The sequence below is a fragment of the Klebsiella aerogenes genome, assembly GCA_029027985.1.
In the GTDB taxonomy this organism is placed as follows: Bacteria; Pseudomonadota; Gammaproteobacteria; order Enterobacterales; family Enterobacteriaceae; genus Klebsiella; species Klebsiella aerogenes_A.
Genome location: CP119076.1, coordinates 3,326,693 through 3,350,515 on the forward strand (window position 1 = coordinate 3,326,693; position 23,823 = coordinate 3,350,515).

Genomic DNA, 23,823 nt, shown 5'->3' on the forward strand with positions numbered 1-23,823 from the left:
TAACGCGCTCACTGCGTCAGATCCGCCTGCTCGAAGCTAAACCCGGTATCCGGTTGAATATAGAAACCGGTCAGATTTTTGCTATGCGCGGAGACCAGTTTCTCCACTACCAGCGGCACCCACGGCGACTCTTGCCAGATAATGTCCTGCGCCGCTTTGTACAACCGCGTTTTCTCTTTGCTATCCGTGGTTTTCAGCGCGTCACTCAGATCCTTATCGACCTGCGGATTGCTGTAAAACGCGGTGTTAAACAGAGTCGGCGGCCAGTTCTGCGAGGCGAACAGCGGCGACAGCGCCCAGTCGGCTTCGCCGGTGGAGGCCGACCAGCCGGTATAGAACATCCGCACCCCGCTCTCTTTCTGCCCCTTCCCTTCGACCTGCGCCGCGCGCTGTCCGGCATCCATCGCCGTCACCTGCGCTTTAATGCCCACCTGCGCCAGTTGCTGCTGGGTAAACTGCAGCACTTTCTGCGCGGTGCTGTGGTTGTGCGACGACCACAGCGTGGTGCTAAAACCATTCGGGAATCCGGCCTCTTTCAGCAGCTCGCGGGCTTTCGCCGGATCGTACGGCCACGCGGGGTAGGTCTGGGCATAGGCGATCGACGGTGGCACGACGCCGGTCGCCGGCGTGGCGTATCCGGCGAAAGCGACTTTCACCAGCGCCTGGCGGTTAATCGCATAGTTAATGGCTTCACGCACTTTTGGGTTATCGAACGGCTTCTGCGTCACGTTCATGCTGATGTAACGCTGCATGATTGACGGACTGGCCACCAGCTCCAGCTTGCTGTTTTTGGCTAACAACGGCGCCTGTTCGTAGGGGATCGGGAAAGCGAACTGCGCCTCGCCGGTCTGCAACATCGCCGCGCGAGTGTTGTTATCGACCACCGGACGCCAGGTGATGGAATCAAGCTTCGGCAGCCCCGGCTGCCAGTAGCCGTCAAATTTGCTGACTTTGACAAAATCGGTCGGGTTCCAGGTATCGAGCTTATATGGCCCGGTTCCCACCGGATGGAAGCCGATGTCCTTGCCGTATTTCTTCAGCGCCGCCGGAGAAATCATCGCCGTCGCCGGATGGGCGAGAATATTGATAAACGCCGAGAACGGCTGCTTGAGGGTGATCTTAACCGTCGTCGGATCCACGGCCTCAGTGCTGGCGATATCCTTATACAGGTTATAGCGCTTGAGATGGTTGTCCGGATTGCTGGCGCGGTCGAGGTTCGCTTTCACCGCCTCGGCGTTGAAGTCGGTGCCGTCCTGGAATTTCACTCCGCTGTGTAGCTTGATGGTATACACCAGCCCGTCCGCCGACACGGTATAGCTCTCCGCCAGCACATTTTGTAGTTTCATCTCTTTATCAAGGCCGAACAGGCCTTGATAAAACGACTTCGCCACCGCCTGCGATAGCGTATCGTTGGCGTCATAGGGATCAAGAGTAGTGAAGTTAGAACCAACCGCCACCACGACATCTTTGGCGGCAAAAGCCGGCGTGGCCGCCAGCGCCGAGGCAATTCCCAGCGCCAGCAACCATTTGCGTGAAACAGATTGAGTCATGTTGTGCTCCTGCAAGCGTGCGTTATGTTGTTATCGGCTCAGTACATCGGCGGATTCCCTGGCGACATAGTGCCCCGGTTCCACCTGCTGTAATGGCGCGTTGTCGACCTCTTCTCCCCGTTTAAAAATATTCCCCGGCAGCTCGTCGGAAAGCAGTACGCGCTGCGGCTGACGATGCGCCGGGTCGGCGACCGGCACGGCCGCCATCAGTTTACGGGTATAAGGATGCTGCGGGTTTTCAAACACGGCGCGACGCGGGCCGATCTCGACGATCCGCCCGCGGTACATCACCGCCACGCGGTGGCTGATGCGCTCCACCACCGCCATGTCATGTGAAATAAACAGAAAAGCGATCCCCATCTCGCGCTGCAGATCGAGCAGCAGATTGATAATCTGCGCGCGAATCGACACATCCAGCGCCGACACGGACTCATCGGCTATCACCACTTTCGGGTTGAGCGCCAGCGCGCGGGCGATGCAAATACGCTGGCGCTGGCCGCCGGAAAATTCATGCGGATAACGCCACGCGTGCTCTGCTTCCAGTCCGACGCGCTGCAATAGCCAGGCAACGCGCTCGCGGGCCGCCTCGCCCTCCAGCAGGCCGTGTACGCGCAGCGGCTCCATAATCGAATATCCCACGGTCTGGCGCGGATCGAGCGAGGCGTAGGGATCCTGGAAAATAAACTGAATATCGCGGCGCAGCGCCTGCAGCTTGCCGCCGGAAAGCGCGTCGATACGCCGGCCGTTAAAGGTAATACTGCCGCCCTGCGCCTCAACCAACCGCAGTAGCGCCCGTCCGGTGGTGGATTTGCCGCAGCCGGACTCGCCGACCAGCGACAGCGTCTCGCCGGGCCATAAATCGAAACTCACTTTCTCCACCGCATGCACTTCGCGGGTGATGCGATTGAGAATGCCGCTGCGGATCGGGAAACGCGCCACCAGGTCGCGCACCTGCAAAATCGGCTTGCTAGCCACCACGGTATTCTGCTCCTGCAACGGGGCGGCGCTATCGTTGAACAGTGGAAAGCGGCGCGGTAAATCACTGCCGCGCATCGAGCCCAGTTTTGGTACCGCCGCCAGCAGCGCCTGGGTATAGGGGTGCTGCGGGGCGCGGAAAATATCCGCCACCGGCCCGCTTTCCACCGCTTCGCCGCGATACATCACCAGTACCCGGTCGGCGATTTCCGCCACCACGCCCATATCGTGAGTGATAAAGATCACCCCCATCGCCATCTCTTTTTGCAATGCGGCGATCAGCTGCAGGATTTGCGCCTGAATCGTGACATCCAGCGCCGTTGTCGGTTCGTCGGCGATCAACACCGCCGGTCGGCACGACAGCGCCATCGCGATCATCACCCGCTGGCGCATGCCGCCGGAAAGCTGGTGCGGGTAGCGCGACAGCATCGATTCCGCTTCCGGAATGCGCACCCGCTCAAGCGTCTTCTTTGCTTCGCGCAGCGCCTCATCGCGCCGTAGCCCCTGATGCAGGCGGATGGACTCGGCAATCTGTTCGCCAACGGTGAACACCGGATTCAGCGAGGTCATCGGCTCCTGGAAAATCATCGCGATGTCCGCACCGCGCACCTTGCGCATCTGCGCCGTGGTTTGCGCATTGATGTCGATAACCTGACGGTTACGTCGGCGCAGCAGCGCTTCGCTATTAACGTCGCTGACCGCGTCGTCAAGCAGACGCATCAGCGCCAGCGCGGTGACCGACTTGCCGGAGCCGGACTCGCCGACGATCGCCAGCGTCTCGCCGCGACGCAGGCTAAACGACAGGTTGCGCACCGCGGAAACGCGCTGCCGCTGCTGACTAAAGGCGACGTTGAGATCGCGCACTACCAGCACATCATCTTCATCAATTTCATGACTTTGCGGCAAACTCGTTTCCCCTTCTAAAATAACCCTAATGACCAGGCTTTATTCTTTATAAATGCCAATCGTGGGCGTATCGCCCGCATAGCACCACGCCCGATACATGCCTTCGCTATTGAACGGCAGCACCACGTTGCCCTCGCGGTCGATGGCGATAAGCCCGCCGCTGCCGCCAAGCGCCGGCAGTTTTTCCTGTACCACGCGCTCGCAGGCTTCAAACAGGCTCAGGTTGCCGTACTCCATCAGCGCCGAAATATCGTAAGCAGCCAGCGTACGCATGAAGACTTCGCCCGTACCGGTGCAGGAAACCGCGACGCTGGCGTTATTGGCATAGCAGCCCGCCCCCGGCAGCGGACTGTCGCCGACGCGGCCGGGCAGCTTATTGGTCATCCCGCCGGTAGAGGTCGCCGCCGCCAGGTTGCCAGCGAGATCCAGCGCCACCGCGCCGACGGTGCCCATTTTGTTGCGTTCGTCGAGCGGCGCGGCATGATGGTCGAGGGTAATCTCTCCCCCCGCTTTCGCCTGTTGCAGCTGCAGCAGGCGCTCAGTAGTGGAAAACAGTTCGTTCTCCACCAACTCCATCCCGCGCGAGGTGGCGAATTTTTCCGCCCCTTCGCCGATCAACAGCACGTGCGGGCTTTCTTCCAGCACCAGGCGCGCCGCCAGCACCGGGTTACGTAGGTGTTTCACCCCGGCCACCGCACCAGCCTGCAGGCTATAGCCATCCATCACGCAGGCATCCAGTTCATGGGTTTGATCGTGGGTAAACACCGAGCCAATCCCGGCGTTAAACAGCGGGCACTCTTCAAGCTGGCGCACCGCCTCGGTTACCGCGTCCAGCGCGCTGGCCCCGGCAGCCAACATTTTTTGCCCGCTATCTACAATGGCCGACAGCGCCGCCACGTATTCGCGCTCGCGTTCCGGCGTCATCTGCGCACGGGTTATCGCCCCCGCGCCGCCGTGGATTGCTATCACCGCCTTAGCCATTCGATCTTTCCTTTGCCATAAACTGTATAGATATCATTATACTGATTAACCTTTTATACATTTTTTGAATATAGAAAGAGCGTCCGACGATGTAAAGCCTCGTACCCAGGTGGCATACAGTCGACGGCGCTTTTCTGCCATAATAGGCGTTTTCGACGTTTTGCCAGCAGGAGTAACCCATGGATTTTACCGCCGGACTGATGCCGCTCGACACAGCCCTGACTCAGATGCTCGACCGTATTTCGCCGCTGCAGGCAGTGGAGACCCTACCGCTGCTGCAGGCCTTTTCGCGCGTGACTGCCCATGATCTCATTTCGCCGCTGGATGTGCCCGGCTTTGATAACTCGGCGATGGACGGCTACGCCGTGCGTCTGGCCGATCTCACCGATGCCGCGGCGCTGCCGGTCGCCGGTAAGGCTTTTGCCGGTCAACCGTTCCACGACGCCTGGCCTGCGGGCACCTGTATTCGCATTATGACCGGCGCGCCGGTGCCGAACGGCTGCGATGCCGTTGTCATGCAGGAAGAAACTGAACAAACCGATAGCGGCGTGCGCTTTATCGCGCCGGTGAAAGCCGGGCAAAATATTCGCCACCGCGGGGAAGATATCGCCAACGGCGCCGTGGTATTCCCGGCGGGGACCCGCCTCACCGTCGCTGAACTGCCGGTGCTGGCATCGCTAGGTATCGCTGAAGTCGAGGTGATACGTAAAATCCGCGTCGCGGTCTTCTCCACCGGCGATGAACTCCAGTTGCCCGGTCAAGCGCTCGGCGACGGCCAGATTTACGATACCAACCGCCTGGCGGTGCATTTAATGCTTGAGCAGTTGGGCTGCGAGGTGATCAACCTCGGCATTATCCCTGACGATCCGGCGAAGCTACGTGAAGCCTTTATCGCCGCCGACCAACAGGCCGATGTGGTGATTAGCTCCGGCGGCGTCTCCGTTGGCGAAGCCGATTACACCAAAACGATCCTCGAAGAGCTGGGCGAGATCGGTTTCTGGAAGCTGGCGATTAAGCCGGGTAAACCGTTCGCCTTCGGCAAGCTCAGCAATAGCTGGTTCTGCGGCCTGCCAGGCAACCCGGTTTCCGCTACCTTAACTTTCTATCAGCTGGTGCAGCCGTTGCTGGCGAAACTCTCCGGCAACCATAGCCAAACCCAGCCGATGCGTCTACGCGTGCGCGCCGCCAGTCGGTTGAAAAAATCGCCGGGTCGTCTCGACTTCCAGCGCGGCGTATTGCAGCGCAACCCGGAAGGCGAACTGGTGGTCAACACCACCGGCCATCAGGGTTCGCACATTTTCAGTTCATTCAGTCTCGGCAACTGCTTTATCGTGCTGGAGCGCGAACGCGGCAACGTTGAAGCGGGCGAATGGGTCGAAGTCGAACCCTTTAATCATCTGTTTGGGGGGCTGTAATGGCCGTTGAGCTGAACGACGAAGAGATGCTGCGCTACAACCGGCAAATCATACTGCGCGGTTTTGACTTCGACGGCCAGGAGCGGTTAAAAGCCGCTCGCGTGCTGGTAGTCGGCCTCGGCGGGCTCGGCTGCGCCGCCGCTCAGTATCTGGCGGCTGCCGGGGTCGGCCAGCTCACCCTGTTGGATTTCGATACCGTCTCGCTATCGAATCTGCAACGTCAGACGCTGCATAGCGATGCCACCATTGGTCAGCCGAAGGTGGACTCTGCCCGCGACGCGCTGGCGCGCATCAACCCGCACGTCGGGATCGCGACGATCAATGCGCAGCTCGACGACACAGCGCTGGCAGCGCAGATTGCCGATCACGATCTGGTGCTCGACTGTACCGACAACGTCACTATTCGCAACCAGCTCAACGCCGGTTGCTTCCAGCATAAAACCCCGCTGGTCTCCGGCGCGGCGATTCGCATGGAAGGGCAAATCAGCGTCTTCACCTATCAGGAAGGCGCCCCATGCTACCGCTGCCTGAGCCGCCTGTTCGGCGAAAACGCCCTCACCTGCGTCGAAGCCGGGGTGATGGCGCCGCTGGTCGGCACCATCGGTTCGCTGCAGGCCATGGAGGCGATTAAGCTGCTGACTGGCTATGGCACCCCAGCCGCCGGGAAAATAGTGATGTATGACGCGATGACCTGCCAGTTCCGCGACATGAAGCTGATGCGCCATCCGCAGTGCGAGGTGTGCGGCACGCGCTAAATCTCAATCACCGGCGGTCCTGGTCGCCGGTCATTTTGTGACCTGATTCGTTATTTTCTTCCCCGTCGTTCTTACCCACACTGCTTGTTGATTTGCATCAAGATAACTTTCATTCGAAAGTTATTTAATCTTCGTATGCAAATATGAGGGTAAGTCATGATCTTCAACATTCAGCGCTACTCCACCCATGACGGCCCGGGGATCCGCACCGTCGTCTTCCTCAAAGGTTGTTCGCTAGGCTGCCGTTGGTGTCAGAACCCGGAAAGCCGCGCCCGTAGCGAAGATCTGCTGTATGACGCGCGACTGTGTCTTGACGGCTGTGACCTGTGCCAGCAGGCGGCGCCGGACATCATTACCCGCAAGCTAGACGGGCTAATTATTCATCGGCAAAAGGTGACCGCCGGGCATATCGCCGCCCTGCGCGACTGCTGCCCAACCACCGCGCTGGTGGTCTGCGGCGAAGAGAAAAGCGTCGAAGACATAATGGCGACAGTGCTACGCGACAAACCGTTTTACGATCGCAGCGGCGGCGGTGTCACCCTCTCCGGCGGCGAGCCCTTTATGAATCCGAAGTTGGCGCAGGCGCTATTGCAGGCCAGCCATCAGGCGGGCATTCATACCGCGGTCGAAACCTGTCTGCACGTACCGTGGAAATATATTGCGCCTTCGCTGCCCTTTATCGACCTGTTTCTGGCCGACCTGAAGCACGTCGACGATGCCGTTTTCCAGCAGTGGACTGACGGTAGCGCCCGCCGGGTGCTGGATAACCTGCAACGTCTGGCACAGGCAGGTAAAAAGATGATTATTCGCGTCCCGCTCATCCCGGGATTTAACGCCAGCGAAGCCGACATTACCGCGATTACCGATTTTGCCGCTGACCGCCTGCAGGTCAGCGAAATCCATTTCCTGCCGTACCACACGCTGGGAATGAACAAATATCAACTACTCAGTCAGCCCTATACCGCACCGGATAAACCGTTGGCCGCTCCCAAGCTGCTGGCCTTTGCGCAACAGTACGCGCAGAGCAAAGGTTTAACCGCGACCCTACGAGGATAACTTATGACCACTTTGCAACTGGATACTCTGAGCGCGCGCATTCAGGCGCACAAAATGGCGCTGGTGCATATTGTTAAGCCGCCGGTCTGTACCGAGCGCGCACAGCACTACACGGCGATGTATCAGCAACATCTCGATAAGCCGATCCCGGTACGCCGCGCGCTGGCGCTGGCTTACCATCTGGCGGAACGCACTATCTGGATCAAGCACGATGAGCTGATCGTCGGCAACCAGGCCAGCGAAGTTCGCGCCGCGCCGATTTTCCCGGAATATACCGTCAGCTGGATTGAGAAAGAGATTGATGACCTGGCCGACCGTCCGGGCGCCGGTTTCGCGGTGAGTGAAGAGAACAAACGCGTGCTGCATGAAGTATGCCCGTGGTGGCGCGGCCAGACCGTGCAGGACCGCTGCTACGGCATGTTTACCGATGAACAAAAGGCGCTGCTCGCCACCGGTATCATCAAAGCGGAAGGCAATATGACCTCCGGCGATGCCCACCTGGCGGTCAACTATCCGCTGCTGCTCGAAAAAGGCCTCGACGGAATGCGCGCGAAAGTCGCTGAACGCCGCTCGCGCATTAATTTGACGGTACTGGAAGATCTGCACGGCGAACAATTCCTGAAAGCGATTGATCTCGTGCTCGCCGCCGTCAGCGATCACAGCAAACGCTTCGCCGCGCTGGCACGCGACATGGCGGCACAGGAGTCGCGCGAATTCCGCCGCGACGAGCTGCTGGCGATCGCCGAAAACTGCGAGATTATCGCCCATGAGCCGCCGAAAACCTTCTGGCAGGCGCTACAGCTGTGCTACTTCATTCAGCTGATCCTGCAGATTGAATCCAACGGCCACTCGGTCTCATTTGGCCGCATGGACCAGTATCTCTATCCGTACTACCGCCGTGACGTCGAACTGCAGCAGTCGCTGGAGCGCGAACAAGCCATCGAACTGCTGCACAGCTGCTGGCTGAAACTGCTGGAAGTCAACAAAATCCGCTCTGGCTCGCACTCTAAGGCTTCCGCTGGCAGCCCGCTGTATCAGAACGTCACCATTGGCGGCCAGAATCTGATCGACGGTCAGCCGCAGGACGCGGTCAACCCGCTGTCGTATTCGATCCTCGAATCCTGCGGCCGTCTGCGATCTACCCAGCCGAACCTCAGCGTGCGTTACCATGCCGGGATGAGCAACGATTTCCTTGACGCCTGCGTGCAGGTGATCCGCTGCAGCTTTGGCATGCCGGCGTTTAATAACGATGAAATCGTGATCCCGGAATTTATCAAGCTCGGTATTGAGCCACAGGACGCCTACGACTATGCCGCCATCGGCTGTATCGAAACCGCAGTCGGCGGCAAGTGGGGCTACCGCTGCACCGGCATGAGCTTCATCAACTTCGCTCGCGTGATGCTGGCGACGCTGGAAGGCGGCCGCGACGCCACCAGTGGTCAGGTATTCCTGGCGCAGGAACATGCGCTGTCAAAAGGTAACTTCGCCAACTTCGAGCAGGTGCTGGAAGACTGGGATAGCCAAATTCGCTACTACACTCGTAAATCAATCGAGATTGAGTACGTTGTCGACACCATGCTTGAGGAGAACGTCCACGATATTCTCTGTTCGGCGCTGGTGGATGACTGCATCGAACGGGCGAAGAGTATTAAACAAGGCGGCGCGAAATATGACTGGGTCTCCGGCCTGCAGGTCGGTATCGCCAACCTCGGCAACAGCCTGGTCGCGGTGAAAAAGCTGGTCTTCGATCAGGGCGCTATCGGCCAACAACAACTGGCGAAGGCGCTGGCGGAAGATTTCGACGGGTTAACTCACGAGCAGCTGCGCCAGCGATTGATCAACGGCGCGCCGAAGTACGGCAACGATGACGACAGTGTCGATATCCTGCTGGCCCGCGCGTATCAAACCTATATTGACGAGCTGAAGCAGTATCACAACCCACGCCACGGTCGTGGCCCGATCGGCGGCAACTATTACGCCGGAACCTCGTCTATTTCCGCCAACGTGCCGTTCGGCGCGCAAACCATGGCGACGCCAGATGGCCGCAAAGCGCATTCCCCACTGGCGGAAGGGGCCAGCCCGGCTTCCGGCACCGACCATCTGGGGCCGACGGCGGTCATTAGTTCGGTGGGTAAACTGCCGACTGACGCCATCCTCGGCGGCGTGCTGCTGAACCAGAAACTGAACCCGTCAACGCTGGAAAACGCGTCTGATAAGCAGAAGCTGATGGTGCTGCTGCGTACCTTCTTCGAGGTGCATAAGGGCTGGCACATCCAGTACAACATCGTGTCGCGCGAGACGTTGCTGGAGGCGAAAAAACACCCTGACCAGTATCGCGATTTAGTGGTCCGCGTCGCCGGTTACTCAGCGTTCTTTACCGCCCTGTCGCCGGATGCGCAGGACGATATTATCGCCCGTACCGAACATACGCTGTAAGTTAAATCCCCCGGAGGCGGCGCGTTGCGCCTGTCCGGGCTACCCGACGGCACAAGCCCCGTAGCCCGGACAGGTGCGCAGCACCGCCTCCGGGGAAGTCGTTTACCGAAGCTGCAGGTTCACGCTCAAGAGTTCTCTCCTGCACATTGGTGAACGCAAACTTTCATTCGAAATAAATTTGTGCTCCACATCACATTGTAATTAGAATGTTACTGGTCGAAGTTAAGCCAGGAGCACCTCTTATGACCGTTAAAGTTATCGTCACCGATATGGACGGAACTTTTCTCAATGACGCCAAGCAGTACGATCGCCCGCGTTTCCTTGCGCAGTTTGCACAGCTTAAACAGCAAGGTATTGAATTCGTTGTCGCCAGCGGCAATCAGTACTATCAGCTGATCTCCTTTTTCCCGGAAATTCGCGAGCAGATTTCATTCGTCGCTGAAAACGGCGCTCTGGTTTATGAACATGGCAGCCAGCTGTTCCACGGCGAACTGACCCGCCATGAATCACAGGTGGTGATTGGCGAGCTGCTAAAAGATCCGCAGTTGAATTTCGTCGCCTGCGGCCTGCAGAGCGCGTATGTCAGCGATAAAGCGCCTGACGCCTTCGTCGAGCTGATGTCGAAGCACTACCATCGCCTGCAGCGGGTAAGCGATTATCAACGCATCGACGATACGCTGTTTAAGTTTTCCCTTAATCTGCCGGATAGCGATATCCCGCAGCTCATCGGCAAGCTGCACGTGTCGCTCGACGGCATTATGAAGCCAGTGACCAGTGGCTTTGGCTTTGTCGATTTGATTATCCCCGGTCTGCATAAAGCCAACGGCATCAGCCGCCTGCTCAAACGCTGGAATATCTCGCCGCAGGAGTGCGTGGCGATTGGCGATAGCGGCAATGACGCCGAAATGCTGAAGCTGGTGAAATACGCCTTCGCCATGGCCAACGCCGCCGACAACATCAAGGCTATCGCCCGTTTCACCACCAATGACAATAACCATCACGGCGCGCTGAACGTGATTCAGGCCGTGCTTGATAACACCACTCCCTTCAACGATTGATGCCTTCACCGGGGTATTCCGCCCCGGCTTTTCTATTTTGTGCGCCGCTGCATGATTTTAAACTTGCATTAACTTTATTTTAACTTAAATTAACGTTTGTAAGATTTAATACTTTCGAATGAAAGATACAGCGAGGTTATTATGGCTGCTCTCCCGACCCACGAAGCATTACCCGCCGATCACAAAGCGGCAATTCGCCAGATGAAGCAAGCGCTGCGGGCGCAAATCGGCGATGTCCAGGCGGTCTTCGACACACTCTCGGCGCGCATTAACGAGCGCCTGCAAGAGATCGATGCCCTGAAGGCCGCTGGTCAGCCAGTCTGGCCAACGATCCCGTTCAGCGATATCGCCCAGGGAAAGGTGAGCGACGCCCAGCGTGAAGCCGTCAAGCGCCGCGGCTGCGCGGTCATTAAAGGCCACTACCCGCGCGAGCAGGCGCTGGCGTGGGATAACGCGATGCTGGAATACCTTGACCTCAACCATTTTGACGATGTCTACAAGGGGCCCGGTGACAGCTTCTTCGGTTCGCTGGAGGCCTCGCGCCCGGAGATCTACCCGATCTACTGGTCGCCATCGCAAATGCAGGCGCGGCAGAGCGATGAAATGGCGGCGGTACAATCCTTCCTTAACCGCCTGTGGCGCTTTGAACATGACGGCAAGCGCTGGTTCGATCCGGACGTCAGCGTGATTTATCCGGACCGCATTCGCCGCCGTCCGCCAGGCACTACTTCGAAGGGGCTCGGCGCGCATACCGACTCCGGCGCGCTGGAGCGCTGGCTGCTGCCCGCCTATCAGCAGGTTTTCGCCAACGTCTTTAACGGCAATATCGACGCTTATGATCCGTGGGACGCGGCACATCGCACCGAAGTGGAAGAGTACACCGTCGACAACACCACCAAATGTTCCGTCTTCCGTACCTTCCAGGGCTGGACCGCGCTGTCCGATATGATCCCGGATCAGGGGCTGCTGCACGTGGTGCCGATCCCGGAGGCGATGGCTTATGTTCTGCTGCGCCCGCTGCTCGACGATGTACCTGAAGATGAGCTCTGCGGCGTCGCGCCAGGCAAGGTACTGCCTATTTCAGCGCAGTGGCATCCCCTGTTAATTAAGGCGTTGAGTTCGATTCCGGCGCTAAATGCCGGCGATTCCGTCTGGTGGCACTGCGATGTGATCCATTCGGTGGCGCCGGTGGAGAATCAACAGGGCTGGGGCAACGTGATGTACATCCCCGCCGCGCCGATGTGCGAAAAGAACCTGGCCTACGCGCAGAAGGTGAAGGTCGCGCTGGAAAAAGGCGCTTCACCGGGGGATTTCCCGCGCGAGGATTATGAATGTGACTGGCAGATGCGCTTCACCGTCGACGATCTCAATAGCTACGGCAAGCGCGCATTAGGCATGAAGGTTTAATCATCGTACAGTCCTTGCTGTTCAACGGCGGTATGGCTCTTACCTGGCCGTATCCGCCGTACGGAGTCTCGCACTACCAGTGTGCCGTGCAGCAGTAGCGAACCGTGCGGCGCTTCCGGGCGCAGCAGACGTTGCTGCAGAAGATGTACTGCCTCGCTGCCCAGTTCGTCTCTCGGCACATGCACCGCCGTCAGCGGCACGTCCTGAATCGCCGCCAGATTAAAACCGTCGATACTCATCACCGAGACATCCTGCGGCACACGCAGACCACGCTTTTGCAGCGCGCTGACGGTACCGGCGGCCATAAAATCGCCGCCCACCAGAAACGCCGTCGGCAACGGTCTTCCCTGCAACCCATCAAGCCAGGCGCCCACCTGCTCTTCCGTTTCTCTGGCGCTAAAGTTGGCGACGCTAATCAGGTCGCGACTGCCTGTAAAGCGCAGGTTACGCGCCCGCCACGCTTCCTTGATACCCACCAGCCGCAGCTCCATCGTGTAGCGACGCAGGCACATCACGTTCATCACCGCCCGATGCCCCATCTCGAACAGATAGCGGGCCGCGCACTGGCCAATCAGTCGATGGTCCGGCGCAATCGATGGCAAGCGCATCGCCTCGTCACGGCAGTTAATTAATACGCAAGGCCTGCCGAGATCCGCCGCCAGGCCATGAATATGCGGATCGTCAATCCCCAGCAAAACGGCGGCCTGGGTATCGGTCTCATTCATGCGGGCAAGAAACAGATTCGCATCGCTGTCGTTCTCTTCCAGCGCGCAGTAGCGCAGACGTACCTCATGCGGCGAAAGCGCGCTGTTGATGCTCTGAACCACGCGGTAATAGAAGATATCCGAACGTTCATCGAAGGCGCGCTGCGGCGCAAAGACCAGCAGATTATTGAGCAGCAGTCGCCCGGCGGCCAACCCCTGCATCACGCCAAGTTCGCGTGCGCAGGTGAGTACCGTCTGGCGCGCCTTTTCGCTGGTATTCGCTTTGCCCGCTAACACTCTCGATACCGTGCTGGCCGACAGTCCGGTACGGGCGGCAATCTCGGCAACGCGCAGCTTTTTGTCCATTTTGTGATCCAGCTCCGATTCGAAAATGAAAGAATTTTCATACTCCACAAAGCCTGTTAAACAAGCAAATTTTCTCATCAATTATGAGAACTACGTCATTTGATGAAAAAAATTGCACAAATAGCGCTATTGCCCACCGCCATTCTCCCTTAGTTTGAATTGGTCCAATATCTTCCATACTAGTTATACCAATGAATATTGGAATAAAAATAAATTATTCAAATAGTTATCGCTACTACGTGACTGCCCAGGGATTGAGGTCGTCACTTTCCCCTACAAAACATCTTGTGGAGAGTTCTATGAGTCAAGGCCTCAACAACGATATGGCGGCCAGCAAAACGCGGCGTGTAGTAAAAAATCTGCGCTGGTGGATGCTGGTATTGTTCTTACTTGGCGTCACCGTCAACTACATCACCCGCAACTCGCTGGGAATCATTGCCCCGGAGCTGAAAGCGACCCTCGGCATCACCACCGAACAATACTCGTGGATAGTCGGCGCTTTTCAGCTGGCTTACACCATTTTCCAACCGCTGTGCGGCTGGCTTATCGATGTTATCGGTCTCAAACTGGGCTTTATGATTTGCGCCACCCTGTGGGCGGTGGCGTGTATCGCCCATGCTGGCGCTGGCAGTTGGCTGCATCTGGCTATTTTGCGCTTCTTCATGGGCGGCGCTGAGGCAGCGGCTACCCCGGCAAACGCCAAAACCATTGGTGAGTGGTTCCCAAAATCGGAACGACCTATCGCCGCCGGTTGGGCAGGCGTCGGCTTCTCCATCGGCGCGATGCTGGCGCCGCCGATTATCTACTTCGCTCACGCCTCCTTCGGCTGGCAGGGCGCGTTCATGTTTACCGGCGTGCTGGCGTTGCTGTGGGTGATACTGTGGTGGATATTCTATCAAAACCCGGAAAAGCACCCGAATCTCGGCAAAAGCGAACTGGAATTCATCAAGCAGGATAATGAAGCGCCGCCGGTGAAACTGCCCTTCTTCACCGCCCTCAAGACCGTCTCGAAGAATAAACGTTTCTACGGTATCGCCATCCCAGCCTTTATGGCGGAACCCGCCTGGGCGGTTCTGAGCTTCTGGGTGCCGCTGTACCTGGCGAAAGAGCACGGAATGGATCTCAAGCAGATTGCCATGTTCGCCTGGCTGCCGTTCCTCGCCGCCGACCTGGGCAGCGTCGTCAGCGGCTACCTCACCCGCCTGTATGTCCGCTGGTTCGGTTGTACGCGAGTGAATTCGGTGATCGCCAGTTCGGTGACCGGCGCATTCCTGATGATTTCGCTGGCTCTCGTCGCCATCACCCGCGATCCCTATATCACTATCGTCCTGATCTCCATTGGCGGTTTCGGCCACCAGATCATCTCCTGCATGCTCAGCGCGCTGGTGGTGGAGTCCTTTGATAAAGGGCAGATGGCGACGGTTAATGGCATGCGCGGGTCTGCCGCGTGGATCGCCAGCTTCCTGTTCTCATTATTAATCGGGGTGACCGCCGACAAAATTGGCTTCAACCCGCTGTTTATCGCCATGGGCTTCTTTGACCTGATTGGCGCTGTTTTCCTGGTGACATTTATTGCTGAACGTCGCGCCAAGCGCGCCTGAGAGTGGATATAAAATATGAAGACGCTGAAACACTGGAGTTTGCACCAACAGCTGGACCACCACGTGGAGCTGACCGTCGACGGTCAGCACACCCTGTGCCTGTACGTTCTGGAAGAGAATCTGTTCCGCGTGCTACTGAAGCGTCAGGGCCAGTTGGCGCTGGATCGCACCTGGAGCATCGCTCCGCAGCAGGACGTGCCGTGGGAAGGTCGCTCGCGTGAAGATATCAGCGGTTTTAGTCTCCCCGCCTGGCAGCTTACCCGGCATGACGACACGCTGACCATCGCCACCCGTCAGCTGCGCGTCACCGTTCATCAGCCGCTGTGGCTGGAATGGAGCTATCGCGACGAAGCCGGTGAGTGGCAGGCGCTGGTCAATGACCGTCCCACCAGCGCCTACCTGGCGAATGCGCATGGCGACGGCGTCGCCCATTATCAAAGCCGCCGCAAAGATGAACGTTTCTATGGCCTGGGCGAAAAGGCCGGCGACCTGCAACGCACCGGTAAGCGCTACGAGATGCGCAATCTTGATGCCATGGGCTACAACGCCGTAAGCACCGACCCGCTGTATAAACATATCCCGTTTACCATTGCTCAGCGCAGCGATATCAGCTACGGCCTGTTTTACGATAACCTGAGCAGCTGCTGGCTGGATCTCGGCAACGAAATCGACAACTACCACACCGCCTATCGCCGCTGGCAGGCGGAAGCGGGCGATATCGATTACTACCTGTTTACCGGCAAACGAGTGCTGGATGTCACCAAAGCATTTGTTCGCCTGACCGGTAAAACCCTGTTTGGGCCGAAATGGAGTCTCGGTTACAGCGGTTCGACGATGCACTACACCGATGCGCCGGATGCGCAAAACCAGCTGATGAATTTCATTCGCCTGTGCGAACAACATGCGATCCCCTGCGACTCGTTCCAGCTCTCTTCCGGCTATACCTCGATTAACGGTAAGCGTTATGTCTTCAACTGGAACTACGACAAGGTGCCGCAGCCGAAAGTGATGAGCCAGGCATTCCACGATGCTGGCTTAAAACTGGCCGCGAATATCAAGCCGTGCTTGCTGCAGGATCACCCACGTTATAACGAAGTGGCGGAGCGTGGACTCTTTATTCGCGATTCGCAAACCGATGCGCCGGAGCGCTCCAGCTTCTGGGACGATGAAGGATCAAACCTCGATTTCACCAATCCGCAAACCATTGCCTGGTGGCAGGAGGGCGTCACCACTCAATTGCTGGAGATGGGCATCGACTCAACCTGGAACGATAACAACGAGTTTGAGGTCTGGGACGGTGAAGCGCGCTGCCACGGCTTTGGCCACGAAATCGCCATTAAACATATTCGCCCGGTGATGCCGCTGCTGATGATGCGCGCGTCGCTGGAGGCCCAGCAGCGCTTTGCGCCGCAGAAACGCCCGTATCTTATCTCGCGTTCCGGTTGCGCCGGAATGCAGCGCTACGTGCAAACCTGGAGCGGCGATAACCGCACCAGTTGGGATACCCTGCGCTATAACACCCGCATGGGACTGGGCATGAGCCTGTCCGGGCTGTTTAACGTCGGTCATGACGTCGGCGGTTTCTCCGGCGATAAACCAGAACCGGAGCTGTTCGTCCGCTGGGTGCAAAACGGCGTGATGCATCCGCGCTTTACCATCCATTCGTGGAACGATGACCAGACGGTGAACGAAGCCTGGATGTACCCGGAAATCACCCCGGCGATCCGCTCGGCCATCGAACTGCGCTATCGTCTGCTGCCGTATCTGTATACCCTGCTGTGGCAGGCGCATGCCGACGATGAACCCATGTTGCGCCCGACGTTCCTCGATCATGAACACGATGCCCAGACCTTTGCCGAATGCGATGATTTTCTGCTGGGCCGCGATCTGCTGGTGGCAAGCGTGGTCGAGCCCGGCGCCCGTCAGCGCCAGGTATGGCTGCCGGATAACCAGGACGGCTGGTACGACTTTTATAGCCATCAGTGGTTCGCCGGCGGTCAGTGGATAACCCTTGATGCGCCGTTGGAAAAGCTGCCGCTGCTGGTACGCGCTGGCGCCGGGCTGCCGCTTAGTGAACGCATCAGCCACGTTGATGTACAACAAGACGATCGTCGCGAACTGCGGCTATTCCCGCTGAAAGGCGTAGGAACTTCCCGAGGTCTGTTGTTCGAAGATGATGGCGAAAGCTGGGGTTATCAAGAGGACGACGCGCTATGGCTGGAGTGGGAAATGGTATGCAGCGCGACTCAGGTGAACCTGAAGATCAATGCGCGTGGTAAGTATCGCCCGGCGTGGGAAACGCTAAAACTGTCATTACCGGCGGGAGAAAAACGCCAACTGCTGGTGAATGGTGTTGAAGGGGCTGAGTGGGCGTTCTGAACAATGTGCCGGGCGGCGGCGGCGCCTGACCCGGCCTACGTTTAATGATGTTCCCGGATTGCGCTACGCTAATCCGGGCTACAGCACTTTGCGGTTTGGTAGCCCGGGTAAGCGGTAGCGCCACCCGGGGTTTCCCCGCTCGCGCTGCGCTGAGCGGGGCTACGATTCTGTGCGGTTTGGTAGCCCGGGTAAGGCGTAAGCCGAACCCGGGTAACGGACAGGGGTTACTCGATACCTTTGCTGCGCAGATAATCTTCGTAGTTACCGCTGAAGTCGATCACGCGTTCTGGGGTGATCTCCAGCACGCGAGTCGCCAGCGAGCTCACGAACTCACGGTCGTGGGAAACGAAGATCAGCGTGCCCTGATACATCTCCAGCGCCATGTTCAGCGATTCGATCGATTCCATATCCAGGTGGTTGGTCGGTTCGTCCATCACCAGGATGTTTGGTTTCTGCATCATCAGCTTGCCGAACAGCATGCGCCCTTTCTCACCACCGGACAGCACTTTCGCTGGCTTCTTGATATCGTCCTGGCTAAACAGCAGACGACCGAGGATGCTACGTACCGCCTGTTCGTCATCGCCTTCCTGTTTCCACTGGCTCATCCAGTCGAAGACCGTCAGGTCGTTCTCGAAATCTTCGGCATGATCCTGCGCGTAGTAGCCGATGCGGGCGTTTTCGGACCACTTAATGGTGCCGTTGTCCGCTTCCAGTTCGCCAACCAGGGTTTTCAGCATGGTCGATTTACCGACGCCGTTGGTCCCCAGTACCGCCAGCTTCTCGCCGACTTCCAGCAGCAGGTTAACCCCTTTGAACAGCGGGCCGTTCTCAAAACCTTTCGCCAGCGCTTCCACTTCCAGCGCATTACGGAACAGTTTCTTATCCTGCTCGAAGCGAATGAACGGGTTCTGACGGCTGGAGGCTTTGACTTCATCCAACTTGATTTTATCAATCTGACGGGCGCGAGACGTCGCCTGACGGGATTTAGACGCGTTGGCGCTAAAACGGCTGACGAAGGACTGCAGGTCGGCAATTTGCGCTTTTTTCTTGGCGTTATCGGCCAGCAAACGCTCGCGCGCCTGGGTCGCTGCGGTCATGTACTCGTCGTAGTTGCCCGGATAGACGCGCAGTTCACCGTAGTCCAGATCCGCCATGTGGGTGCAGACCATGTTCAGGAAGTGACGGTCATGCGAAATGATGATCATGGTGCTGTCGCGCTCGTTCAGCACCTGCTCCAGCCAGCGAATGGTATCGATGTCCAGGTTGTTCGTCGGTTCATCGAGCAGCAGGATGTCCGGATTTGAGAACAGCGCCTGCGCCAGCAGGACACGCAGTTTCCAGCCCGGCGCAACTTCGCTCATCGGACCGTAATGTTGCTCAACAGGAATACCCACGCCGAGCAGCAGTTCGCCCGCACGCGCTTCCGCCGAATAGCCATCCATTTCGCCGTAGGTCACTTCCAGGTCAGCGACTTTGTAGCCATCTTCTTCGCTCATTTCGGCCAGACCGTAGATGCGATCGCGCTCCTGTTTCACTTCCCACAGCTCACCGTGGCCCATGATAACCGTATCCAGCACGGTGAACGCTTCGAAGGCGAACTGATCCTGACGCAGCTTACCAATGCGCTCGTTCGGGTCGAGAGAAACGTTGCCCAGCGTCGGCTCGAGATCGCCGCCGAGGATCTTCATAAAGGTGGATTTACCGCTGCCGTTGGCGCCAATCAGGCCGTAGCGGTTACCGCCGCCAAATTTGACGGAGATGTTTTCAAACAGCGGCTTACTGCCAAACTGCATGGTGACGTTGCTGGATACTAGCACGAGGATATCCTGAAAATAGAGAATGAGGGATGTGATGAACCAGACATTATGCCAGCAAATGGTTCACTTTTCACGGCCTGCGGTAAAAAGCTCGCCGATAACTATGCTATGGTCAGGGCTTTACCGCAAAATGACCGATTACTAATGCATAATAATTATCCGTACTTCAGAGGGAATTTATGACCACCCGCACCAGGCATCCTGCCTTTATCGCGCTTCAAGGCGGCATCAATTTTCGCGACCTCGGCGGCCAACGCGCCGCCGATGGCCGCCGCGTACGCCCGGGAAAACTGCTGCGATCCGGCTCGCTGCATAACATGACCACGGATGATCTCAGCCGGCTCAGCGCCATTCCGCTGAGCCGGGTGCTGGACTACCGCGACCCGGTTGAGGTCAACCGCAGCCCCGATCGGTTGAACAACGAGGCCCATTACCTCAACGCCCCGGCTAATCCGCTCGCAAGCAACGTCAATGCTAAGGTGACCGAATTTAACGCCGCGACGCTGAACACCATGGACGGCGAGCAGTTTATGCTACAACTCTATCGCCAGTTGCCGTTTGATAATGCCGCCTATCGGCAACTGACCCAGTGGTTGATGGAGCCCTTCGACGGCGCCTTACTACAGCACTGCGCGGTCGGCAAAGACCGTACCGGCGTCGGCTGCGCCCTGACGCTGTTCGCGCTCGGCTGTGATAGCCATACGGTGATGGAAGAGTATCTGCTGACCCAGGGGATGCTGGCTCAGGTCGAGGGATTCCTGATCGACGCTTTCGGCGACGGACTCGACGATAACGGACGTAAAAACCTCGCGGAAATCATGACCGTCCAGGAGTCCTATCTCGCCGCGGCGCTTTCCAGTATTGAACAGCGTTATGGCAACGTTAACGTCTGGCTGGAGCAGGAATATAACCTGACGCCGCAGGCGCGCGAGGCACTGCAGGCCCGTCTGCTGGAAGAGTAGCGCGTTGTTGATAACGACACGATTTGCTGCGAAAGCGGCGCGCAACGCACTACACTATTTAGCAACAGGAAAAAATTGTGATTTCGTACACATCTGATTTACCTGTTTGTCGGAAAGCACATATAATGCGCTCCCATCTACTATCTGATTATCTAACAAGGCCCGTGTGGCGTTGACACCGCGCACGACATAAAGAATATGAAATTATCGACACTCTTAGCGGCAGCCTTCGCCATCGTGGGCTTTTGCAACACAGCTTCAGCTGTCACATATCCTCTGCCGACCGATGGCAGCCGTCTGATTGGCCAGAACCAGGTCATCACCATTCCAGACGACAATAAACAGCCGCTGGAATATTTTGCTGCCAAGTATCAGATGGGCCTGTCCAACATGCTGGAAGCGAACCCGGGCGTGGATACCTACCTGCCAAAAGGCGGTACCGTGCTGAACATCCCTCAGCAGCTGATTCTGCCGGATACCGTGCATGAAGGTATCGTGATCAACAGCGCCGAAATGCGTCTGTACTACTACCCGAAAGGCACCAACACCGTGATCGTGCTGCCGATCGGTATCGGCCAGTTAGGCAAAGATACGCCGATCAACTGGACCACCAAAGTTGAACGTAAGAAAGCGGGCCCGACCTGGACCCCTACCGCGAAAATGCATGCGGAATACGCAGCAGAAGGCAACCCGCTGCCGGCAGTCGTACCGGCTGGCCCGGATAACCCGATGGGCCTGTACGCGCTGTACATCGGCCGTCTGTATGCGATCCACGGCACCAATGCCAACTTCGGTATCGGCCTGCGCGTAAGCCATGGCTGCGTGCGTCTGCGTAACGAAGACATCAAATTCCTGTTCGATAGCGTGCCGGTCGGCACCCGCGTGCAGTTTATCGATGAGCCGGTTAAAGCGACCAGCGAACCAGATGGCAGCCGTTATATCGAAGTTCATAACCCGCTGTCGACCACCGAAGCGCAGTTTAAGGGCGGCGAAATCGTGCCGATTAGCCTGACCCAAGCGGTGCAGGCAGTGACCAGCCAATCTGACGTTGACCAGAGCGTAATGGATCAGGCGATTCAGAACCGCTCCGGGATGCCGGTGCGCCTGAACTAAGTTCAGCAACTCCATAAAAATGGCGGGCCTGGTGCCCGCCATTTTTTTACCTGCGCGCCAGCGGGGAAGATTCCCGGGCTACCAGACAGCAGTGCCAGCAGAGGAAGTTTCCGGGCTAGCCGTTATTCACCAGAATAACTCCGCCATGATCGTAGCGATAATGGCAGTGCGCGTACTCCAGCGGTGTACCGTCTTCCAGGTAGATAACCTGCTCAACCTCCAGTATCGGGTCGGTGGGCTCGCAATTAAGATGTCTTTTATCCAGCTCATCCGGTTTCATCGCCCGAACGACGCGATACGATCCCATCAGCTTCAGCCCCAACGTCTCCTGCACGTAGCGAAATACCGAGCTTTCAAGATGGCTTTTATTTAGCCCCGGCACCAGCGCCACCGGCATGACCGTCAAATCCAGCGATACCGGCTCACCGTTGAGCAACCGCAGGCGCACAAAGTCATACACCGGCGCATCAGCGTCGATCAGCAGCGAACTCTGCTCCTTCTCGTCGGGAAAGCGCAGCTCAAAGCGCACCACTTCGCTGTGTACCTCGCCCAGATGTTCCCAGGTTTTGGTGGCGCCAAAATAATCGCTACCGGGCAATTCCCACTGCGACAACTGCAGGAAATTTTTACGTACAAAGGTGCCCTGCCCTTTGCGGGTATAGATCAGCCCTTCGACGATCAGCTGACGCATCGCCTGCTGAATGGTCATCCGGCTGGTGTTGAACTCCGCCGCCAGCGCGAACTGGTCGGGTAACGGCGCGCTGGCAGGATACTGCTGGCTAATGATCCGCTTTTTAATTTCCCGCGCGATATTAAGGTACTTCGCCGTCATTCCCCGGTCCTTTTCAATTCTGTGAGTGGCTAGCGGGCAGCATACACCAACTGCCCGCCGATACCGCGGTTACATCTCGTCACCGTTGCTATGAATCACCCGCTTCAGCCAGGCATAGCTTTTCTTCGGCACCCGCTTGAGATCCTTCAGATCGTGGTTTTCGCGGTTGACGTACACCACGCCGTAGCGCTTACGCATATCGCCCTGCGAGCTAAGAATATCGATTAATCCCCAACCGAGATAGCCGATCACCTGCGCGCCGTCCTCAAACATCGCCGCTTTCATGGCGTTGATATGGTCGCGGTGGTAAGCAATACGGTAATCATCGGCAACCGGGTTCTCGCCATCCCAGGATTCAATCACCCCGATGCCGTTTTCAATCGGGAATACCGGCAGGCGCCAGTCGTTGTAATAGCGAGTAATGATCATGCGAAACCCCAGAGGATCGATCTGCCAGTTCCACTCGGTCGCTTTCAGGTAAGGGTTATCCAGGTTGCCAAACAACATATAGTTGTTTACCGGCGTCCCCTGCGGAATAGCATCGCTATCCAACGCCCGGCTGGCGTAGTAGCTGAAGGCCAGATAATCGACCTTCACCGTCGCCATCAGCGCAAGATCTTCAGCACGGTAGATATCGTTAAACCCTTCGCGGGCGACAAAATGCATCACCTCCGGGCTGTAACCCTCGCCCGCATAGGCGCGCAACAGGTTCTGGTTTAAAAACTCGTCCAATTGCTGGGCGCAGAGTATATCGCGCGGTTTACAGGTCGCCGGGTACACCAGCGCGTGGGCCAGCATCCCGCCCATCAGACACTGCGGTTTCGCCTGATGCAGATAGTGGGTCAGATGGACATGCGCCATCATCACGTGATGCTGGATCTGGTAAAGCTCGCGCAGCGTTTTTTCACCGCGCAGGTAGCCGGTGATCAGGAAGGCTTCCGGTGAATGATATAAATTCTGTTCATTGAAGGTCAGCCAATACTTCACCTTATCGCCATAACAGTCGATCATTTTCTGACCGTAGCGAATAAAAGCATCCATTACCCGGCGGTCGGTAAAACCGTTGTAGCGCTCTGCCAGCGAGAGCGGCATATCGAAGTGATACAGGCAAATCATGGGCTCGATGCCGCGGGCAATAAGCTCGTCAATAAACTGGTGATAAAACGCGATCCCCTCTTCATTGAACGCGCCATCCCCCTCAGGGCAGACACGGCTCCAGGCAATCTGGAAACGGTAGCAGTTCATGCCGAGATCCTGCATCAAGTCGAAATCTTCGCGAAAGCGATGATAGGAATCGGTCGCCACCTTCCAGTCCGAGGCGAACTCCGCCGGTTCACGGATATCATATACCGACATCCCCTTGCCGCCCTCGTTCCACGCCCCTTCCGTCTGCATGCTGGAGACCGAATTGCCCCATAAAAAATCCGCCGGTAGTGTGTCTTTCATGGTTCGTTCCTGTATATGACTAGTCATTTAAATATTATGACTAGTCATATACAGAAAAGCGACG

Annotated in this window: 17 protein-coding genes; 10 read left to right on the top strand and 7 right to left on the bottom strand. The window is 57.6% G+C overall.

The window, feature by feature from the left end:
* Positions 1 to 8: 8 nt before the first annotated feature.
* The 3 genes from gsiB to iaaA are packed head-to-tail and all read right to left on the bottom strand — an operon-like array spanning position 9 to position 4,412.
* Positions 9 to 1,550: a glutathione ABC transporter substrate-binding protein GsiB gene (gene gsiB / locus PYR66_15825; GenBank protein ID WEF26776.1), complete on the bottom strand. Its 1,542-nt coding sequence runs from the start codon at positions 1,548 to 1,550 to the stop codon at positions 9 to 11.
* Between the two features lie 30 nt (positions 1,551 to 1,580).
* Positions 1,581 to 3,431, bottom strand: a complete 1,851-nt coding sequence (gene gsiA / locus PYR66_15830; GenBank protein ID WEF26777.1) for a glutathione ABC transporter ATP-binding protein GsiA — start codon at positions 3,429 to 3,431, stop codon at positions 1,581 to 1,583.
* A 39-nt stretch (positions 3,432 to 3,470) separates the two neighbouring features.
* Complete coding sequence (gene iaaA / locus PYR66_15835) at positions 3,471 to 4,412, bottom strand: beta-aspartyl-peptidase (GenBank protein ID WEF26778.1); 942 nt, start codon at positions 4,410 to 4,412, stop codon at positions 3,471 to 3,473.
* Positions 4,413 to 4,591: 179 nt separating this feature from the next.
* Here iaaA and moeA point away from each other — a divergent pair, with 179 nt between their 5' ends.
* The 6 genes from moeA (at position 4,592) to PYR66_15865 (ending at position 12,539) form a co-directional block, all read left to right on the top strand.
* On the top strand, positions 4,592 to 5,827 hold the full coding sequence (gene moeA, locus PYR66_15840) for a molybdopterin molybdotransferase MoeA (protein ID WEF26779.1): 1,236 nt from the start codon (positions 4,592 to 4,594) through the stop codon (positions 5,825 to 5,827).
* Entirely contained in the window at positions 5,827 to 6,582 is a 756-nt protein-coding gene (gene moeB, locus PYR66_15845; protein WEF26780.1) for a molybdopterin-synthase adenylyltransferase MoeB, read from the top strand. The genes moeA and moeB overlap by 1 nt, the downstream gene beginning before the upstream one ends.
* A 156-nt stretch (positions 6,583 to 6,738) precedes the next feature.
* A complete protein-coding gene (locus tag PYR66_15850) occupies positions 6,739 to 7,638 on the top strand; it encodes a glycyl-radical enzyme activating protein (GenBank protein WEF26781.1) in 900 nt (299 codons plus the stop codon).
* A 3-nt stretch (positions 7,639 to 7,641) separates the two neighbouring features.
* The gene (locus PYR66_15855) at positions 7,642 to 10,074 is read left to right on the top strand and encodes a formate C-acetyltransferase/glycerol dehydratase family glycyl radical enzyme (protein WEF26782.1); all 2,433 of its coding nucleotides are present in this window, start codon (positions 7,642 to 7,644) and stop codon (positions 10,072 to 10,074) included.
* A gap of 242 nt (positions 10,075 to 10,316) precedes the next feature.
* Positions 10,317 to 11,132, top strand: a complete 816-nt coding sequence (locus PYR66_15860; protein ID WEF26783.1) for a Cof-type HAD-IIB family hydrolase — start codon at positions 10,317 to 10,319, stop codon at positions 11,130 to 11,132.
* 141 nt (positions 11,133 to 11,273) lie between these two features.
* Positions 11,274 to 12,539 carry a DUF1479 domain-containing protein gene (locus PYR66_15865; protein ID WEF26784.1) on the top strand — a complete coding sequence of 422 codons (1,266 nt, stop codon included), beginning with the start codon at positions 11,274 to 11,276 and terminating at the stop codon, positions 12,537 to 12,539.
* On the opposite strand, the gene PYR66_15870 is transcribed toward PYR66_15865, so the two are convergent.
* Positions 12,536 to 13,609 carry a LacI family DNA-binding transcriptional regulator gene (locus PYR66_15870; protein WEF26785.1) on the bottom strand — a complete coding sequence of 358 codons (1,074 nt, stop codon included), beginning with the start codon at positions 13,607 to 13,609 and terminating at the stop codon, positions 12,536 to 12,538. The two genes, PYR66_15865 and PYR66_15870, sit on opposite strands and share 4 nt — an antisense overlap.
* A 299-nt stretch (positions 13,610 to 13,908) precedes the next feature.
* On the opposite strand from PYR66_15870, the gene PYR66_15875 reads away from it, so the two are divergent.
* Together PYR66_15875 and PYR66_15880 are read left to right on the top strand one after the other, a co-directional pair.
* On the top strand, positions 13,909 to 15,210 hold the full coding sequence (locus PYR66_15875) for an MFS transporter (protein WEF26786.1): 1,302 nt from the start codon (positions 13,909 to 13,911) through the stop codon (positions 15,208 to 15,210).
* 15 nt (positions 15,211 to 15,225) lie between these two features.
* A complete protein-coding gene (locus PYR66_15880; protein WEF26787.1) occupies positions 15,226 to 17,589 on the top strand; it encodes a glycoside hydrolase family 31 protein in 2,364 nt (787 codons plus the stop codon).
* Between the two features lie 224 nt (positions 17,590 to 17,813).
* Here the strand turns inward: PYR66_15880 and PYR66_15885 are convergent, their stop codons facing one another.
* Positions 17,814 to 19,406 carry an ABC-F family ATPase gene (locus PYR66_15885; protein ID WEF26788.1) on the bottom strand — a complete coding sequence of 531 codons (1,593 nt, stop codon included), beginning with the start codon at positions 19,404 to 19,406 and terminating at the stop codon, positions 17,814 to 17,816.
* A gap of 179 nt (positions 19,407 to 19,585) precedes the next feature.
* Here PYR66_15885 and PYR66_15890 point away from each other — a divergent pair, with 179 nt between their 5' ends.
* Both PYR66_15890 and ldtB read left to right on the top strand, forming a co-directional pair.
* Positions 19,586 to 20,368 (top strand): tyrosine-protein phosphatase, encoded by a 783-nt coding sequence (locus PYR66_15890; GenBank protein WEF26789.1) that lies wholly within the window; start codon positions 19,586 to 19,588, stop codon positions 20,366 to 20,368.
* A gap of 198 nt (positions 20,369 to 20,566) precedes the next feature.
* Positions 20,567 to 21,481 carry a L,D-transpeptidase gene (gene ldtB / locus PYR66_15895; protein ID WEF26790.1) on the top strand — a complete coding sequence of 305 codons (915 nt, stop codon included), beginning with the start codon at positions 20,567 to 20,569 and terminating at the stop codon, positions 21,479 to 21,481.
* 115 nt (positions 21,482 to 21,596) lie between these two features.
* On the opposite strand, the gene PYR66_15900 is transcribed toward ldtB, so the two are convergent.
* The gene (locus PYR66_15900) at positions 21,597 to 22,313 is read right to left on the bottom strand and encodes a GntR family transcriptional regulator (protein WEF26791.1); all 717 of its coding nucleotides are present in this window, start codon (positions 22,311 to 22,313) and stop codon (positions 21,597 to 21,599) included.
* Between the two features lie 69 nt (positions 22,314 to 22,382).
* Positions 22,383 to 23,759: a glycoside hydrolase family 1 protein gene (locus PYR66_15905; GenBank protein ID WEF26792.1), complete on the bottom strand. Its 1,377-nt coding sequence runs from the start codon at positions 23,757 to 23,759 to the stop codon at positions 22,383 to 22,385.
* Positions 23,760 to 23,823 lie beyond the last annotated feature (64 nt).

Excerpts from the sequence above, each read along its gene's own strand:
- ldtB (WEF26790.1), top strand. The coding sequence starts at position 20,567 with ATGAAATTATCGACACTCTTAGCGGCAGCCTTCGCCATCGTGGGCTTT.
- PYR66_15890 (WEF26789.1), top strand. The coding sequence starts at position 19,586 with ATGACCACCCGCACCAGGCATCCTGCCTTTATCGCGCTTCAAGGCGGC.
- PYR66_15880 (WEF26787.1), top strand. The coding sequence starts at position 15,226 with ATGAAGACGCTGAAACACTGGAGTTTGCACCAACAGCTGGACCACCAC.
- PYR66_15865 (WEF26784.1), top strand. The coding sequence starts at position 11,274 with ATGGCTGCTCTCCCGACCCACGAAGCATTACCCGCCGATCACAAAGCG.
- PYR66_15870 (WEF26785.1), bottom strand. The coding sequence starts at position 13,609 with ATGGACAAAAAGCTGCGCGTTGCCGAGATTGCCGCCCGTACCGGACTG.
- moeA (WEF26779.1), top strand. The coding sequence starts at position 4,592 with ATGGATTTTACCGCCGGACTGATGCCGCTCGACACAGCCCTGACTCAG.
- PYR66_15850 (WEF26781.1), top strand. The coding sequence starts at position 6,739 with ATGATCTTCAACATTCAGCGCTACTCCACCCATGACGGCCCGGGGATC.
- PYR66_15855 (WEF26782.1), top strand. The coding sequence starts at position 7,642 with ATGACCACTTTGCAACTGGATACTCTGAGCGCGCGCATTCAGGCGCAC.
- moeB (WEF26780.1), top strand. The coding sequence starts at position 5,827 with ATGGCCGTTGAGCTGAACGACGAAGAGATGCTGCGCTACAACCGGCAA.
- PYR66_15905 (WEF26792.1), bottom strand. The coding sequence starts at position 23,759 with ATGAAAGACACACTACCGGCGGATTTTTTATGGGGCAATTCGGTCTCC.
- PYR66_15900 (WEF26791.1), bottom strand. The coding sequence starts at position 22,313 with ATGACGGCGAAGTACCTTAATATCGCGCGGGAAATTAAAAAGCGGATC.
- PYR66_15875 (WEF26786.1), top strand. The coding sequence starts at position 13,909 with ATGAGTCAAGGCCTCAACAACGATATGGCGGCCAGCAAAACGCGGCGT.
- gsiB (WEF26776.1), bottom strand. The coding sequence starts at position 1,550 with ATGACTCAATCTGTTTCACGCAAATGGTTGCTGGCGCTGGGAATTGCC.
- PYR66_15860 (WEF26783.1), top strand. The coding sequence starts at position 10,317 with ATGACCGTTAAAGTTATCGTCACCGATATGGACGGAACTTTTCTCAAT.
- iaaA (WEF26778.1), bottom strand. The coding sequence starts at position 4,412 with ATGGCTAAGGCGGTGATAGCAATCCACGGCGGCGCGGGGGCGATAACC.